This window comes from Legionella pneumophila subsp. pneumophila str. Philadelphia 1 (genome assembly GCF_000008485.1).
GTDB lineage: Bacteria > Pseudomonadota > Gammaproteobacteria > Legionellales > Legionellaceae > Legionella > Legionella pneumophila.
Genome location: NC_002942.5, coordinates 2,352,077 through 2,367,050 on the forward strand (window position 1 = coordinate 2,352,077; position 14,974 = coordinate 2,367,050).

Consider the following 14,974-nt stretch of genomic DNA (forward strand, 5'->3'; position numbering starts at 1 on the left):
CAGGCAGATATACGTAAGCGTTCGCCTAAATACGGGTTGCATTGATATTGATGCTTTGCACTGAAGCAAATCAAGCCCATTGGGTAATTCTATTCATCTTGGCCTTATATTTTATTCTGGGAAGAATTCTTCATGCTTATGCTTTTATTTATAATAAAAAGCATTTCAAATTTCGTGTGCGGGGAATGGTTCTGACGTTTTCTGCACTTTTTTCCTTGCGGTGTTGAACATTAGTTTAATACTTTTTAAACTCGGGTGATAAAACAATTATTTTTTTACCCTGCATAAATCTGTTCAAAGTATTTACTTTTTCTGAGCGGGCAATCTATTAGAAAAAGAATTATTGAGATCGCTGGACTTATTATACTCAGAAGCATTATGCACACCAAATTTGATTTAGGCAACATCGCCACGCGAAGATGCCAATAATCCAAATTTCTTAGAAATTAAGTGGTCAAGAGATAGTGAACCCGGGCCATAAAATAAAATCAAAGCAAGCAGCATAGCCCAGTAACGATGGTCTATTAAATCGAGATAGGTAAACTGAATGACAGCGGTCATAGCCAGTAAAGGCAATGTTGCAAGTCTTGTTGCAAACCCAAAGATAAGAAGTACAGGGCAAGCGAGCTCAAAAGAGGTTGCAAGACAAGCAGTAATTTCTGGAGGCACAAAAGGAACTTTATATTCTTCCCTAAACAAGAAGACGGTCGACTGCCAGTTTGATATTTTAGTCATGCCAGAATACCAGAAGATTTTAGCCATCCATAAGCGCATGAATAAAACAAGCACAGGAAGGGCAATTTTCTCCAAAACCTTTGTAACTGATAGATAAATTTGAATAATTTTAGAAATGAACGGCTTATTTATAGAAGTTTCTACCGAATTATTGAGCATTATTGCCTCCGGTTTTAATGATATTGTCGACCAGCTGCTCCTGTAACACAAAAGCAACTGCTGAAGTTAAGTCAAAATTTTGATTGATTGTTTGTGCATACTGGACGCTCTCTAAAAGCTTTGCACCTTCAAATAATTTCTTTATGAAATGCCACTGATCTTCGGCAATCCAATAGGTATGTATTTCGTTTTCCTTACAGCCAATAACACCATAAGCTGCTTCTGTCTTAAGGGTAATTGCTTTTGAACTACAATTCTCAATGGTATCATGAATATCAAACAACGGGTATTTGGACTGAAAAATACAAACTGAAGGACAAAAATTCAGTTTGATATGATCTATTTCCTCTTCGGGGATGGTCATTAAATCTTGAGGGGAAATGGACTTAGAGTCTACAGCCCCATACGCCAAATGTTTGAGCCATTCATAGTGGGCATAATCACTTAAATAGGGCAACTCAGACAGTTGCTGTAATGTGGAAAGAAAGTCAGGGAAATCTCCACCAAAATCATCAAGCCAGCCTGTCTTTGGTAAGTACTTATCCTTTTTGCAATAAGTATAGGCAACACTATTGGCACACTCATTGCCGATTAATTTCCAAACGCCTGGATAAGTAATCCTCAAAGCATTGATCATATTTTCAAAAATAGTCTGACGATAAACATCTAGCCGTTCTTGGGAGAAATCCGAGCTTATAAAACTTAAATCAACGTCTTTTTTAAAGATATTTCGATAAAAGGACTCTTGTAATTTAAGTAATTCATGCATTTGCTACCCCCCTATTGACTTTGTAAGACGAGAGGTATGACTCGCATTTTGAAGCTTCCTCAATTAAAACATTGAGAGAAGGGATGTCTGCATCCCATTCAAGTAAAGTTGGTATAGGGCCAAATCTTTGAACAGTATAATCGTATAGAGCCCACACCTCATCACACACATAATTATTGTGAGTATCTATACGCAGAGTACTATCGTTTGACAATTCTTTTATGGAATGACCAGCAATATGAATTTCTTTTACTAAATTAAATGGAATAGAATCAATGTACTCTTTGGTATTCCATCCGTGATTCCAGGATGAGATGAATAGGTTATTCACATCGAGCAGAATCTTGGCACCTGTTTGATTGCAAAGCTCCACCAAAAAATAGGATTCATGGAGCCTGGATGACTTATATTCTATATAGGAAGATGGGTTCTCAATAAGAATTTCTCGTTTTAAAAAATCCTGTGCTATCGATATACTGCGCTTAAAGGTGTTAAAACTTTCTTCTGTATAAGGCACTGGAAGTAAATCAGGCATGTGTATGCCACCAACATGTCCCCATGAAAGATGCTCAGAAACAAATTTAGGCTGCACCTGATGAACAAGATTCGATAGGCGATCCAAATGGACTTTGGAGATACCATCGGATGAACCCAAAGATAGCCCAACACCATGAAGGCTTATCGGATAATATTCGGAAATATTTAAAAGAGCTTTTATCTCATTTCCGCCGTTGGAGAAGAAATTTTCGCTATGAACTTCAAACCAGCCAATCGAAGGTCGCTCCTCTAGAACTTGTGTGTAATGAGGGTACCGAAGTCCAATACCTATTAGCGGGTTCAAAGTCATAATATACGAATCGATTAATTTGAAACTTCGATTTTATCTTTAATGTCTTGCCCAACAGCGCTAAAATCACCCGCATTTATTTTATCACATTGACCTTTTGGTACTAAGATCCACGATTCAGAATCACCTGCTTTATTTTGTCCAGCACAGGAGTGGGAAGAACCTTTGCAATCTGCTTTGTTTTCCTTAATTAATCCCTTGCCATCTTTAACAACGCTACATTTCTCCATTTCACCTTCAGCAAATGCAACACTAGTTGTTAAAGTTATCGCTGCTGCAACTGCTGTAAAAATTCCGTTTTTTATCATTTTAATGCCCCTTGATTAATATAACAGTTACATAACATGGTATTGGAAAACAATCATATTATTTCAGGACTATCCGATATGTTATCTTTTAAATATAGCACCGATCAATTCGCTGTCAAGGTTAAACAAGTTTATAAACTTTCGTGTTAAGGAGTAACTTGGGATTAAGATCCATCGTTGAGACTATTATTATTCTGTAAAATCCTTCCTTAAAATAATCAATACAACGCTAAATATTTGTAGAAAAAACGCTATTTCAGAATACAATTTATTACTACCTTCGATTGCAGTTGCTTTATTTTGAATAGTCACTTGATCAAGATATAAATTATCAATATATTCACCATAACGCTCAATTTCCTTTTTAACCTCTTTGACAATATCCGCTGTACTTGATGTTCCTGTTAACTCAGAAAAGTCTCTCAAATAGTCTTTTTTAATGGCCTGAACTTCGACCTCATCTTTTACAGGTAAAACAGACAGAAGTATCGCGATATCAGCTCTGGTTTCTTTTTTTACTATATTGTTCCATACATCTTTAATGAGAATTTGTTTGTTCTGCGCTTGCATTTTCAAAGAAGATATAAGCAGCTCATTTTGTCTGATAAAGAAATATGAAATCACAGCTGAGCTAACCATCATGGAGAGAGCAAGAATTAAAACTAAATTACTTAGGTATTTACTTGTTTTACTCCTTTTTTTTTCTTTCATATTCCTTCTTCAGCTAATGAACATGATATTATCGATATATTAAGCTCAACGTTTTAATGAAAAGTTTAGGTGAATATTAAAAGATGTCAAGGCTTTCCCAGCCACGATTACTGGCTTACCGCTGACGGTAGTCTGTTTAAAGGCTATAGAGTCTGTATTAATCACCACAATTTCCCGAATCTTTACTTAATGAATACATACTCATTACATCATTTCCCCTTCCAAACTTCTTAATTCGAACCGCAAAACAAATCCGGATGCAAACTAAGTGGGAAGGAGAATTATATTAAAACAGTGCAACTTATTATAAGTCTTTAGGGTCGATGCCTTTAATTTTTGGCCAATTAATATTTGCCTTCTTTATGTTGCCAGGTATATTTTTTGCCCAAACATCTTGTGTTTTGCTGTTTAAATTTAGATAGAGTGTTCCATCCACAATTCTCCAAGCTAAAGGATCACTCACTATTTTGCTCCCAACGGATACGCCATACGCGCAATATCCTCCATAAGCGGGAAGATATTTTTCAGGATTTGCAAGAAATGTTTTTTTGTTCTCTTGATTAGAAAAAATATAACTCACACCTTCATAATATCCCGTGTAGTTTCCGCTACCACGTACAGGCCCACCTTGTTGAAAATAAGACACAGGATCATACCCCTGAATACCCACCAAACTGTAGGAAATATCTGAAGCCCAGGCAAGAACTGGCATCATAAAAATAAATATTAATTGCGGTATATACAATGATTTAATTTTTTTCATCGCTGCTATCCTTATAAAATTGTTAACCATATTTAAATCTTTTTACATTGAAGTGGTACGGAAAATCTTTCCCTGGACTTGCACCTGCCGCATAACAAAGCGGCGCTTTTGTTGCCAAAAAAATTGCGGCTCTTGTTTATAATAAACCATCCAATGCTACTTTTAATTACACACATTTAGGCAGCCTGGCGACCATTATTAGAAAAGCATCAATAGTTGAATTAAATCATTTCAGCTTTTATGGAGCGCTTGCCTGGTGGTTTTGAGGAGTTGTCCATGTATCCTTCCTTGTAGGAGCACGAAATAAATTCTCTGTGCTGTCCGATTGAGTATGGTCCTTTTTTACTTTTAGAGCAAATAATTTACTTATTACCTCCATTAAGAAAAAGAAATACAGATAGAAAAAACCAATGATTTTAATGAATGACTAGAAACGAGGCATAATAGTGTTTTAGACAAAAGGATTCAATTGATGGACAAACAATTGTTCCTCAAGCCAAACATACAATTTTTTTACCAAATAGCTTGCCGCTTTCTCATCCTTCATTTCATAGCTTAATTGTTCACAAATTTCTATGAAAGAAGCCTTGTTTTGGATTGGCTTAACATATTTTGCTCTAACTTATCCATTAGATAATATCTTATTTGAAGTTGGCGGCGCCAAATGACTAAAGATTGTGAATGAGCCATTTTTTTAGGACGAGGAGGATGCTTGTAACCATCTCTTGATGCTTTAATGAGGTCAAAACTGTTCCAATGCATTGATAATAAATGACAAGATGGATGAAGATAAAACTTCATGTCAGGTTTAAGCTCCCTGTTGATAATATTATCCAGCTTAAAGGTAGCTGATTAATTGATAAATTGCAAAAACCAGGCAAAACCACTCAACTGCCTAAGCTCTGTTTATCAAAGGCAAATCTTGTTGTGAGCCATAAACATGGCATATTACTTCACGTTATTTTCCTGCATTTTTGAATAGTGGCAAATACTTACCATAACCTCTTTTCTGCAGATCCTTGACTGGAATAAATTCCAGCGCCGCAGAATTCATGCAAAAACGTTTATTGGTGGGCGGAGGGCCGTCACCAAAAACATGCCCCAAATGTGATTTTCCATGTTTGGAAATCACTTCAGTCCGACTAGTAAACATGCTGCTATCATCTTTATATATTATGTTTCCAGGTTCTAGCGGTTTGGTAAAACTCGGCCAGCCAGTCTTAGAGTCATATTTATCGAGCGAAATAAATAATGGTTCACCGGTAACAACATCAACATAAATACCTTGCTCTTCATTATTCCAATAAGCATTATTAAACGGGGATTCTGTACCCTGTTGTTGAGTAACATTATATTGAATTGTTGATAATTTTTGTTTGATGACAGCATCTGAAGGTCGTTTATAGGCTTGTTCTGCATAGGCTGTCAAAGAGGCAACACTCATGAAAAAAAATAACAAACCTTTGATAATACTCTTCATGGTGGTTTCTCACTGATTAATGCTCTATTCTTAAGTATAGTCAGAATTCCGAACAACAGAATTCCGAACAACTGTCAATTTCCTTGACGTAAGTTATATGGTCTGCTACAAATATAAAGGGCAAGAGGATACTGTCGTATTCCAATCTATCCAAAAATAAGGAGAGGTATCATGCAACGTATTAAAAAAATCTCTATCGCTAACGCACAAGGCAAAGCTAAAGAGCTACTCGAAGGCACAAAAAAAGCTATGGGCACTGAATTAAATCTATTCAGCACACTTGCCAACTCACCAGCGGCACTGGAAGCCTACATTGGGATTATGACCTCTCTTAGCAAAGGTGCTCTTAACCCTAAACTACGCGAACAAATCGCATTGGTCTCAGCAGGTTATAATGGCTGTAACTACTGCGCATCCGCTCATACCTATCTTGGAGAAAAAGCAGGGATTAATAAAGATGAACTTAAAGAAAACCTCTCAGGAAAATCGTCTGATAAGAAAACACAAGTGGCTCTCAATTTTGCTACTCAACTGATTGAACGTCGTGGTGGGGTGAGTGAGTTCGACATCAAGACTGTCCGTGAAGCTGGATTTAGTGATGAAGAAATGGTTGAAATTTTAGCGCATGTAGCGATGAACACTTTCACTAACTACTTCAACGAAGCATTCAAGACGGACATCGACTTCCCTGTCGTTGATACCCATAAAGGACGTACTGCATCATAAATTATTCTAAGGGGTGGCTTAAAAACCACCTCCTTAATAGAAAATCCAAATTATATTTTGCCCCAAATACAAACCACCCTAAGATTCAATCCTCAAGTTTTTATTCTTGACTTTATAGAACGTCGATTTACAGCGGTTGAACTGGAAGATCCAGAGATCTCGAAATACCAATTGACTCAATGGACAAGCTTTTTGGTATCTACGTTTTTATTTTAGAACAAAAAACATCAGAGAAAAAGTTGCCATTCTTATTAGCGATCAATTGCCCCACACATTTTTCCCGAAATAGATACTATTCTATGGCGGGATATTTATCTTTTAATTGTTCGTGTCTTTCCAAGCTAGACTAGACATCATTATTATAAAAAAATCAGGACCAGAAGAAGGAGTATATATTCGTGCTGGAACCACAAATAGAAAAGCTGACACAGAAATGATTAAAGAGTTAAATCGCATAGTCAGCAATCAAACTTTTGATGAGCAACCCTTAACTGCATTGAACTCCGAAGCGATAGACTTCAGAGCTGCTTTAGAGCAATTCGAAAAAATTAGGAAGATCGATAAGAAAGATCTAGAAACGGTCGTTATCTTAATGGATTATCAAGGCAAAAAAGTACCTACAGTTCAGGGTTAATATTATTTGGTAAGGACAGAGCCAAAATATTTCCAGATGCATGGATTCAAGCGGGTCGATTTCAAGGAACAGACGAGAGCTTTATTGTAGATAATGCTGAATTTCATAATTCTCCTGGAAAAGCAATTAAAGAAGCAAGCTTTGCTTTTAATAAGCTTTGCTTTTAATAAGGCTATACTGACGAAACAGCCTGATGCAAAGATCGTCATTCCTCCTCCATCAGTTGCAGTGATTAGCTGGAAAGCGAACACTCAGCGCGACGATCATATTCGCCTTTTGCAGGACGAGGGGGATATGGTATGGCAAAAGAAAAACAATTATGGTTTGCGCAGCCATATAGAGTTAGCTATTTTGCGTTACAAAAAAGTCATGGGGACAGCCATGAAAGCAAGGGAATTACCTCAGCAAAAAACAGAATGTGGGATTGCTACGCGTGCTTTAAACGAATCACTTCACTGGGTATGCCAGTCTCTGTGAAAGTGAAGTAAAACCAATTCGGTTAGGTGAAATGTTGCCTAATTTTGATTTATTCAACAATGCCATATTGGATCATCCCGCCAATTATTTATAAATCCCATTTCAATTCCTGAAAACTGCTCATTTCTTTCAAATAGCTCAAAGAGCTTTATTTTCCAATTAGATTCAGGTGCAATTGTTTCTAATAATTGATCTATGATAAAAGCGATTAATTGAAAACGATAGTTACCATCAATATGGGTTTTAATAGGCGCATTCTTAGGTATTAGCGGAGGAATAACAAGCCATCTATTCCATAATCTTGAATGATGAGCACAGAGGTTCCTTGTATAGGTTAAACTTTTTATCCAAGATTCAATTACAGTTGTATGCTGACCTAAAAAAGAAGCAATCTCATTACGCACATCTTTCGACTGGATATTATTAAACATCTTAGAACAGACACCAAAGGAGAGTGCCTCAACCATCATCCAAATTGGTGGAAAATATGGTTTATCATAATTCTTATGATAATGTTGAATAAATAGTTCCTGCTTATTGGTACTAATCGTTTTAATTGTTTTTAGATAATCATCAAAAAAATCTCTTTCTCTATTTGCACCAGCTTTAGCCTTAAAATAATTTCGTTCTACATACCAAAAAGGATTAAATCGGATACTTGTCACATTGGTTAATGCCGCTCGAAATGCCACCTCTATTTTTTCAATTGCATCAGCAACAAGTAACCTTAGCTCTCTGTCAAATTGATAAAGCTGCCAAACTTGTTCAAATGTAGCGTTTTCTTTAAACTGGCGAGGGTTCTTTGCATTGTGGGATTGCTTAAAAGGCAAAAGATAGGATGATAAGCGATAATAACTTACTGTTTCCAATGCACGAATAGCTAGTTTTTGATCCTCAATCTGCAAACCCTGAGAAAATAAAAACTCCAGCTGTTGACTAACAGTAAGTGCAGGTTTCGTATAACTCTTTTCAGCCATAAAAAAATAACCCGTCGTGGTGCGCATCATTGAGAGGCGTGACGGGCATGGTTAATTATATTATAGCGCAACCACTCTCAAATTCAAATACGCGTTTTGTATTTTTATTAACTCAGGTAATAAGAGATTATACCATTCAGAGTCAGTCTAATCAAAATACTAATAATCAACAATAGGACTCTAATGTGGCTGTATGTCGCACAGGGAAATATTGATTGGGACTGCCTAGCGCTGCCTGACACAACAGTGACGAAATCGTGCCGTAACAGTGACCGTTTGTAGTGTATTTGTGGCAGTTCTAGGCAGTAATTCGATGATTTGATGCATCGTAAGTTGTTGATTTATAATGTTTTCTATTATTGAGTATCAGGCTTCGAACCAAGGTGTCGGGGGTTCGAGTCCCTCCGAGCGCGCCATTTGGGTCTGGTCTATTCCGAAGACATCGGTTACAAATTGGGTCTTTCCCAAATACCTGAATCTTCTACACATCTTGTTTATTCCAAACAAACATGATCAAATCACCTCTTTTTGAGGTATGTATGGACTTAGCAGTTGAAGATACTACAGCATGGTCGGAAGCTATTTTTGGTTCAGTTGCTTTAGGGGATAAACGACTTACTCGTCGGTTAATTCAAATAGGCAAACAATTATCATCGACGCCTGGTGGTTCTCTTTCAGGAAGTTGTGGAGGGCAGGATGCGCTTATAGAAGGTAGTTATCGTTTTTTACGAAACAAACGAGTCACAGCGAATCAAATTGCAGAGGGTGGTTATCAAGTAACAAGCTGGTTATCTCAGTCAATCCCCACGCTTTTAGCCATTGAAGACACAACCACGCTCTCCTATACCCATCAAGTAAAAGAATCATTAGGTGATTTAGGCGGTCCTAAAGAAAAAAGCAATCGAGGTTTTCATGTTCACACCACCATGCTCATGGATGCAGAACAAGAGAAAACAATAGGATTAATCGCGCAAGAACGTTGGTGTCGAGATATCAAAGAAAGAGGCAAAAAAAATCATCGACGAGTAAGGTTATATACAGAGAAAGAAAGCTATAAATGGGAAAAGAATACTCGGGAATTAGAGAATCGATTGGGTTCTAAAATGTCTGATGTGATTTCTGTTTGCGATAGAGAAGCTGATATTTTTGAATACATTCAGTACAAGTTAGACCATGCTCAACGTTTTATTGTTCGAGCGAGCCATAATCGAAAACTAGAAGGAAGTAACTGTTATTTATTTCAAATGTTACCTTCAGCAGTAAACTTGGGTATTTATACAATTGAAGTGGCTCAAAAAGCAAATAGAAAGAAACGCCAAGTGACTCTTGAGTTAAAAACAACATCTGTTACTTTCTCACCTTCTGAACGAAGAGCTAAAGCACGTGAATTAAAACCAATCACTTTAAACGTAGTAATCGCTAAAGAGAAAAATCCATCTGAAAGCGATTGCCTTGAATGGATTCTATTAACAACAGAAGCCACAACAACATTAGAGTGTACCCGAAAAATAACGCGATATTATGAAATGAGATGGCGCATTGAGGATTTTCATAAAGCATGGAAATCGGGGGTTGGTGCTGAAGAGCAGCGTATGCAATCAATTGAAAATTTAGAGAAAATGATTGTCATTCTCTCATTTGTAGCAATTCGATTACTCCAATTAAAAGAGTATTTTGAATACCCGACTACTCTAGTTATCAATGATAGCAGTACTTCTTGCGATGAATTGCTCACTGATGCTGAATGGAAAGTCTTATGGAATAGTGTTGAAAGAAAATCATTACCTGAAAAAATACCTACTGCTGCTTGGGCTTATAAAGCAATAGCCAAGTTGGGCGGTTGGACTGATTCCAAAAGAACTGGGAAAGCAGCTTGGTCTACTATCTGGAAAGGATGGTTCCGATTACAGGAACGAGTAGAAGGGCTTAGGATAGCTAACGAGTTGATGGAGATGTGATCAAGAGACAGCCCAAATACGGGGGCATTTTATCAAGCACATAATACTCTAACTCTTAATCGGTAGTTTTCAAAGTTTCTAAACCCATAAGCTCTTCGTTGTATTAGTTTCATTTTCCGATGAAATCCTTCAGTGATGCCATTTGATTTACTAAACCGCCACATACAGGCAATTTCTTCTTTCCATGAATCTAAGGTTTTTCCCAGGGCAACTAATGATTTAAATGGGCTTTGTTTCAAGTTCTGAATCATTTTTAAGAAGAGAGGAATGATTTTACGGCATCGTACTTTAGTTAGAGTTTTATTCATTAATAGCTCATGAAGCTGTTGTTGGAAGTGATAAATGGCTTCAATGGCTGGATTTTCAGCGAGGAAAGTGTCTCGCTTTATTTTCTTATGAGATGTGAGTTTATCTGGTTTGGTTCGCAACAAAGCCAATAGACCTCGGTTATTTTTAATTGAGCTGGATAACTCACGATAAGTCATCATACATTGATGTTGTACTAATCGAATGACGTGAAACCTATCAGCTACTATTTTAGCGTTTGGGAAATGCTTTTTGACCAGAGAGCGGTAGGTATTACTTAAATCCATACAGACCACTTGAACACGGTCTTTCCCTTTTAAAGAGTTAAGGTAGTGATTTAAATCAACCTCTCTTCGTCCTTTAACGATATCAAACACTTTATGCTTTTTAAGGTCACATAAGGTAGTTGCAAAGCCATGTTTTCGACTAAAGAAGTGCTCATCAAGACCTAACACTTTTGGACAAGGCGTATTGAGCAATTCATTTCCTTCTATTTGATAGCGTCTATGATACCAACGTTCAATGGTTGCTTTCCCTTGTTTAAATTGAAGAGATAACTCTTTCTGGGAAATACCACTCGTATGGTGATGAAATATTTGAACTTGTAAACGCTCTGTAGACCGTTGATATTTAGCAATTCCGGGAAATTGTTGATTACCATAACGACCGCATTCATTGCAAAACAGTTTGTATGCTTTGAATCGAAGAATAGTCCGTCTGTGACCTATTAATTCATGATGAACCTTTCGTTCATAACTCGATTTCTTTCGAACCTTTTTGCTTGAACAATGAGAACAGCGTGGTAAACGGTTATAGGTTAAATCCAATAACAAGGGTTGATAACCACTTACTTTTTTTATAGTAAAACCAGGCAAATTTAGGATAACATCATGTCTCGGCACTTTAATCTCCTTTTTGATCGCGAAATCAAGAGGTTAGTTTATACTAACTTGATTAAAGTGCCCCCTTTGTTGGGGTAGAGCCACATAACCTACCACAATGAGTTACTGTTATCATTTTATCATGAAATGGATAATCAACCTCAGGCAGTCCTTTGTACTCCTTGTTTGATGGGATATATACTTCACCTGGATAACGCATATCTAAAGCTTGATGAGGACGTTCATTATTGTACTCATCAATAAATCGGTCAAACTTCTCTTGCTGCTGTAAGAAGTTTTCTCCTGAGGGTTTTGTTGTTTCTTTCTTTAAAGTTAAATGCATACGCTCATGACGACCATTTTCTTGCGGATTGCCTGGTCTTATGCGCTCAATGCTGATACCTAATCGCAGCCACCATACGGAAAGTTTACTTAGTCCAAATAATGCTTGTACTGAAGAGAAAGGAACACCATTATCGGTACGGATGGCGTTAGGTAGCCCATATTCTTTAAAAACACGTTCAAATACAGTGATAGCATATTGCTCTTTTGTCGTTGATAACCCTTCGCATGCAAGTAAGTAGCGACTGTTAAAATCAGTGAGTGTTAATGGGTAGCAATACTCTTTACTCCCTAATTGAAATTCACCTTTATAATCTGCACACCATAATTCGTTGGGAGTCTTTCCATTAGTTAACTTAGTACCTTCTGCTTTGTAACGCCTTCTCTTACGTTTTGTGACCAAGCCATATTTATCAAGAATAGTATGAATGGTGCTTATTGCAGGTGATTTTACATCTGGATATTGTCTCAATATCTTTTCTCGTATCTTGGGAGCTCCCCAAGTAGGTTTCTCTTTCTTTACCTTTAATATCTCTTTTTCTAATTGAAAAGGTAATTGGTTCGCATAACGATGAGGCTTCCTGCTTCGATCATTTAATCCTTCCAATCCACTTTCTTTATAACGATTGTATATCTTATGCCCCGTCTTTCGAGAAATACCGAATTCTTGGCATAAAGATGACATTTGTTCGCCATCTAACAATCTTGCTACAAATTTTATCTTTTCATCCACTTTAGTACACTCCTGCCATGGCATTTCTCTTCTCCAGAAATGCCTTTGAGTGTAACCTATGTCTCCAGAATATTTTGTTACCTATGTCTCAATAAGGACATCTTTCCCAAATACCTGAATCTTCTACACATCTTGTCTATATCAAAGAAACATGATCAAATCGCCTCATTTTGAGGTAATGTATGGATTTAGCAATTGAGGATTCTGCGGCATGGTCGGAAGCTATTTTTGGTTCAGTTGATTTAGGTGATAAACGCCTGACTCATCGGTTAGCACAGATAGGTAAACAACTAACATCCTTGCCTGGTGGTTCTCTTCCAGAAAGTTGTGAAGGACAGGATGCACTCATAGAAGGGAGTTATCGGTTTTTACGCAATAAACGAGTTACTGCGAGTCAAATTGCAGAGGGTGGTTACCAAGTAACAAGCTGGTTATCTCAGCGAATCCCTACTCTTTTGGCGATTGAAGACACAACCACACTATCCTATACCCATCAAATAAAAGAATCATTAGGTGATTTAGGCGGTCCTAAAGAAAAAAGCAATCGAGGATTTCATGTTCACACCACCATGCTCATGGATGCAGAACAAGAGAAAACAATAGGATTAATAGCGCAAGAACGTTGGTGTCGAGATATCAAAGAAAGAGGCAAAAAAAATCATCGACGAGTAAGGTTGTATACAGAGAAAGAAAGTTATAAATGGGAAAAGAATACTCGAGAGTTAGAGCGTCGTCTGGGTTCTAAAATGTCTGATGTGATTTCTGTTTGCGATAGGGAAGCCGATATTTTTGAATACATTCAGTATAAGTTAGATAATCATCAACGTTTTATTGTTCGAGCGAGCCATAATCGAAAACTGGAAGGAAGTTATGGTTATTTATTTCAAATGTTACCTTCTGCAACAATTTTGGGTACTTATACAATTGCAATAGCTCAAAAAGCAAATAGAAAGAAACGCCAAGCGGCTCTTGAATTAAAAACAGCATCCGTTACTTTCTCACTACCAGAGCGAAGAGCCAAAGCACGGGAATTAAAGCCAATCACTTTAAATGTGGTTATCGCAAAAGAGAAAAATCCATCTGAAAGCGATTGCCTTGAATGGGTTCTATTAACAACAGAAGCAACCACAACATTAGAGTGTGCTCGAAAAATAACACGATATTATGAGATGAGATGGCGCATTGAGGATTTTCATAAAGCATGGAAATCGGGGGTTGGTGCTGAAGAGCAGCGTATGCAATCAATTGAAAATTTAGAGAAAATGATTGTCATTCTCTCATTTGTAGCAATTCGATTACTCCAATTAAAAGAGTATTTTGAATACCCGACTACTCTAGTTATCAATGATAGCAGTACTTCTTGCGATGAATTGCTCACTGATGCTAAATGGAAAGTCTTATGGAATAGTGTTGAAAGAAAATCATTACCTGAAAAAATACCTACTGCTGCTTGGGCTTATAAAGCAATAGCCAAGTTGGGCGGTTGGACTGATTCCAAAAGAACTGGGAAAGCAGCTTGGTCTACTATCTGGAAAGGATGGTTCCGATTACAGGAACGAGTAGAAGGGCTTAGGATAGCTAACGAGTTGATGGAGATGTGATCAAGAGACAGCTTTGTTGGGGTAGAGCCAATATCTTATTTGGGGTAGAGCCTTGACTTGTAGCCTTAAAGAATAGTATTCTGATCCTAGCTAGAAAATGTCTATTTTTATACTTTCCAAATCGTCGTTTTATTCATTTAATCCCTCGTTCGGTAGTTTTTAATTCTTGACCGGTTTCCGGCTAAATTCGCCTATACAGGCACTATAATAAATACTTAAGGATACTTATGTCTAAAACAGTAAATGGAGTCGTTAAATGGTTTAACGAGATCAAAGGATTTGGTTTTATTGAGCAAGAAGGCGGCCCGGATGTATTTGCTCACTTTAAAGAAATTTCAAGTTCTGGCTTTAAAACCCTGACTGAAGGTCAGCGAGTACAATTCATTGTGACGCAAGGAGCAAAAGGTCTTCAAGCACAAAATATAACAGCCCTTTAATTTAAGTAGCTAATATTATTTTTACTTATATCTCTTTGTAGAATGATATATCTGATAGAAACATTAAAATCACTCTCTGTTGATGTCTTTGAGATGATTTTAATGTTATTTTGATCTACACGGATTCAAG

The 14,974-nt window shown here is 37.1% G+C and carries 18 protein-coding genes; 7 read left to right on the forward strand and 11 right to left on the reverse strand.

What is annotated here, in order from left to right; translation table 11 throughout:
• Positions 1-47 precede the first annotated feature (47 nt).
• Positions 48-227 carry a hypothetical protein gene (locus LPG_RS10575; protein ID WP_323740491.1) on the forward strand — a complete coding sequence of 60 codons (180 nt, stop codon included), beginning with the start codon at positions 48-50 and terminating at the stop codon, positions 225-227.
• A gap of 169 nt (positions 228-396) precedes the next feature.
• On the opposite strand, the gene LPG_RS10580 is transcribed toward LPG_RS10575, so the two are convergent.
• From LPG_RS10580 to msrB, 8 genes are all read right to left on the reverse strand, one after another.
• Entirely contained in the window at positions 397-894 is a 498-nt protein-coding gene (locus tag LPG_RS10580; RefSeq protein ID WP_010947818.1) for a DoxX family protein, read from the reverse strand.
• Positions 884-1,663: an HvfC/BufC N-terminal domain-containing protein gene (locus LPG_RS10585; protein WP_010947819.1), complete on the reverse strand. Its 780-nt coding sequence runs from the start codon at positions 1,661-1,663 to the stop codon at positions 884-886. Before LPG_RS10585 ends, LPG_RS10580 begins: the two co-directional genes overlap by 11 nt.
• Positions 1,656-2,510, reverse strand: a complete 855-nt coding sequence (locus tag LPG_RS10590) for an MNIO family bufferin maturase (RefSeq protein ID WP_010947820.1) — start codon at positions 2,508-2,510, stop codon at positions 1,656-1,658. Before LPG_RS10590 ends, LPG_RS10585 begins: the two co-directional genes overlap by 8 nt.
• A gap of 14 nt (positions 2,511-2,524) precedes the next feature.
• A complete protein-coding gene (locus tag LPG_RS10595) occupies positions 2,525-2,818 on the reverse strand; it encodes a BufA1 family periplasmic bufferin-type metallophore (protein ID WP_010947821.1) in 294 nt (97 codons plus the stop codon).
• Between the two features lie 189 nt (positions 2,819-3,007).
• Positions 3,008-3,529, reverse strand: coding sequence for a hypothetical protein (locus LPG_RS10600; RefSeq protein ID WP_010947822.1), 522 nt, complete (start codon positions 3,527-3,529; stop codon positions 3,008-3,010).
• Between the two features lie 304 nt (positions 3,530-3,833).
• Complete coding sequence (locus LPG_RS10605) at positions 3,834-4,292, reverse strand: YHS domain-containing (seleno)protein (RefSeq protein ID WP_015444234.1); 459 nt, start codon at positions 4,290-4,292, stop codon at positions 3,834-3,836.
• Positions 4,293-4,865: 573 nt separating this feature from the next.
• Complete coding sequence (locus LPG_RS10610) at positions 4,866-5,093, reverse strand: hypothetical protein (protein WP_015444232.1); 228 nt, start codon at positions 5,091-5,093, stop codon at positions 4,866-4,868.
• 157 nt (positions 5,094-5,250) lie between these two features.
• Positions 5,251-5,772 carry a peptide-methionine (R)-S-oxide reductase MsrB gene (gene msrB, locus LPG_RS10615; protein WP_010947824.1) on the reverse strand — a complete coding sequence of 174 codons (522 nt, stop codon included), beginning with the start codon at positions 5,770-5,772 and terminating at the stop codon, positions 5,251-5,253.
• A gap of 171 nt (positions 5,773-5,943) precedes the next feature.
• Here msrB and LPG_RS10620 point away from each other — a divergent pair, with 171 nt between their 5' ends.
• From LPG_RS10620 to LPG_RS10630, 3 genes are all read left to right on the forward strand, one after another.
• On the forward strand, positions 5,944-6,498 hold the full coding sequence (locus LPG_RS10620; RefSeq protein ID WP_010947825.1) for a carboxymuconolactone decarboxylase family protein: 555 nt from the start codon (positions 5,944-5,946) through the stop codon (positions 6,496-6,498).
• Between the two features lie 328 nt (positions 6,499-6,826).
• The gene (locus tag LPG_RS10625; protein WP_016356980.1) at positions 6,827-7,132 is read left to right on the forward strand and encodes a hypothetical protein; all 306 of its coding nucleotides are present in this window, start codon (positions 6,827-6,829) and stop codon (positions 7,130-7,132) included.
• 93 nt (positions 7,133-7,225) lie between these two features.
• On the forward strand, positions 7,226-7,609 hold the full coding sequence (locus tag LPG_RS10630; RefSeq protein WP_010947827.1) for a transposase: 384 nt from the start codon (positions 7,226-7,228) through the stop codon (positions 7,607-7,609).
• A 53-nt stretch (positions 7,610-7,662) separates the two neighbouring features.
• Here LPG_RS10630 and LPG_RS10635 read toward each other — a convergent pair whose 3' ends face one another.
• Positions 7,663-8,586: an Abi family protein gene (locus LPG_RS10635; RefSeq protein WP_015444231.1), complete on the reverse strand. Its 924-nt coding sequence runs from the start codon at positions 8,584-8,586 to the stop codon at positions 7,663-7,665.
• Between the two features lie 539 nt (positions 8,587-9,125).
• Between LPG_RS10635 and LPG_RS10640 the strand changes: the two genes are divergently transcribed.
• A complete protein-coding gene (locus tag LPG_RS10640) occupies positions 9,126-10,544 on the forward strand; it encodes an IS4-like element ISLpn3 family transposase (protein WP_015444229.1) in 1,419 nt (472 codons plus the stop codon).
• A gap of 32 nt (positions 10,545-10,576) precedes the next feature.
• Here LPG_RS10640 and LPG_RS10645 read toward each other — a convergent pair whose 3' ends face one another.
• Positions 10,577-11,752: an ISL3 family transposase gene (locus LPG_RS10645; protein WP_010947829.1), complete on the reverse strand. Its 1,176-nt coding sequence runs from the start codon at positions 11,750-11,752 to the stop codon at positions 10,577-10,579.
• Between the two features lie 52 nt (positions 11,753-11,804).
• Positions 11,805-12,830, reverse strand: a complete 1,026-nt coding sequence (locus LPG_RS10650; RefSeq protein ID WP_010947830.1) for an IS481 family transposase — start codon at positions 12,828-12,830, stop codon at positions 11,805-11,807.
• 158 nt (positions 12,831-12,988) lie between these two features.
• On the opposite strand from LPG_RS10650, the gene LPG_RS10655 reads away from it, so the two are divergent.
• The gene (locus LPG_RS10655) at positions 12,989-14,407 is read left to right on the forward strand and encodes an IS4-like element ISLpn4 family transposase (RefSeq protein ID WP_010947831.1); all 1,419 of its coding nucleotides are present in this window, start codon (positions 12,989-12,991) and stop codon (positions 14,405-14,407) included.
• Between the two features lie 227 nt (positions 14,408-14,634).
• Positions 14,635-14,844 (forward strand): cold-shock protein, encoded by a 210-nt coding sequence (locus tag LPG_RS10660; protein ID WP_010947832.1) that lies wholly within the window; start codon positions 14,635-14,637, stop codon positions 14,842-14,844.
• The last annotated feature ends 130 nt before the right edge of the window (positions 14,845-14,974 follow it).

What these genes read in the sequence shown, in the direction of transcription:
- LPG_RS10580 (WP_010947818.1), bottom strand. Translation starts at nt 894, where the DNA reads ATGCTCAATAATTCGGTAGAAACTTCTATAAATAAGCCGTTCATTTCT.
- LPG_RS10585 (WP_010947819.1), bottom strand. Translation starts at nt 1,663, where the DNA reads ATGCATGAATTACTTAAATTACAAGAGTCCTTTTATCGAAATATCTTT.
- LPG_RS10590 (WP_010947820.1), bottom strand. Translation starts at nt 2,510, where the DNA reads ATGACTTTGAACCCGCTAATAGGTATTGGACTTCGGTACCCTCATTAC.
- LPG_RS10595 (WP_010947821.1), bottom strand. Translation starts at nt 2,818, where the DNA reads ATGATAAAAAACGGAATTTTTACAGCAGTTGCAGCAGCGATAACTTTA.
- LPG_RS10600 (WP_010947822.1), bottom strand. Translation starts at nt 3,529, where the DNA reads ATGAAAGAAAAAAAAAGGAGTAAAACAAGTAAATACCTAAGTAATTTA.
- LPG_RS10605 (WP_015444234.1), bottom strand. Translation starts at nt 4,292, where the DNA reads ATGAAAAAAATTAAATCATTGTATATACCGCAATTAATATTTATTTTT.
- LPG_RS10610 (WP_015444232.1), bottom strand. Translation starts at nt 5,093, where the DNA reads ATGAAGTTTTATCTTCATCCATCTTGTCATTTATTATCAATGCATTGG.
- msrB (WP_010947824.1), bottom strand. Translation starts at nt 5,772, where the DNA reads ATGAAGAGTATTATCAAAGGTTTGTTATTTTTTTTCATGAGTGTTGCC.
- LPG_RS10620 (WP_010947825.1), top strand. Translation starts at nt 5,944, where the DNA reads ATGCAACGTATTAAAAAAATCTCTATCGCTAACGCACAAGGCAAAGCT.
- LPG_RS10630 (WP_010947827.1), top strand. Translation starts at nt 7,226, where the DNA reads ATGCTGAATTTCATAATTCTCCTGGAAAAGCAATTAAAGAAGCAAGCT.
- LPG_RS10635 (WP_015444231.1), bottom strand. Translation starts at nt 8,586, where the DNA reads ATGGCTGAAAAGAGTTATACGAAACCTGCACTTACTGTTAGTCAACAG.
- LPG_RS10640 (WP_015444229.1), top strand. Translation starts at nt 9,126, where the DNA reads ATGGACTTAGCAGTTGAAGATACTACAGCATGGTCGGAAGCTATTTTT.
- LPG_RS10650 (WP_010947830.1), bottom strand. Translation starts at nt 12,830, where the DNA reads ATGCCATGGCAGGAGTGTACTAAAGTGGATGAAAAGATAAAATTTGTA.
- LPG_RS10655 (WP_010947831.1), top strand. Translation starts at nt 12,989, where the DNA reads ATGGATTTAGCAATTGAGGATTCTGCGGCATGGTCGGAAGCTATTTTT.
- LPG_RS10660 (WP_010947832.1), top strand. Translation starts at nt 14,635, where the DNA reads ATGTCTAAAACAGTAAATGGAGTCGTTAAATGGTTTAACGAGATCAAA.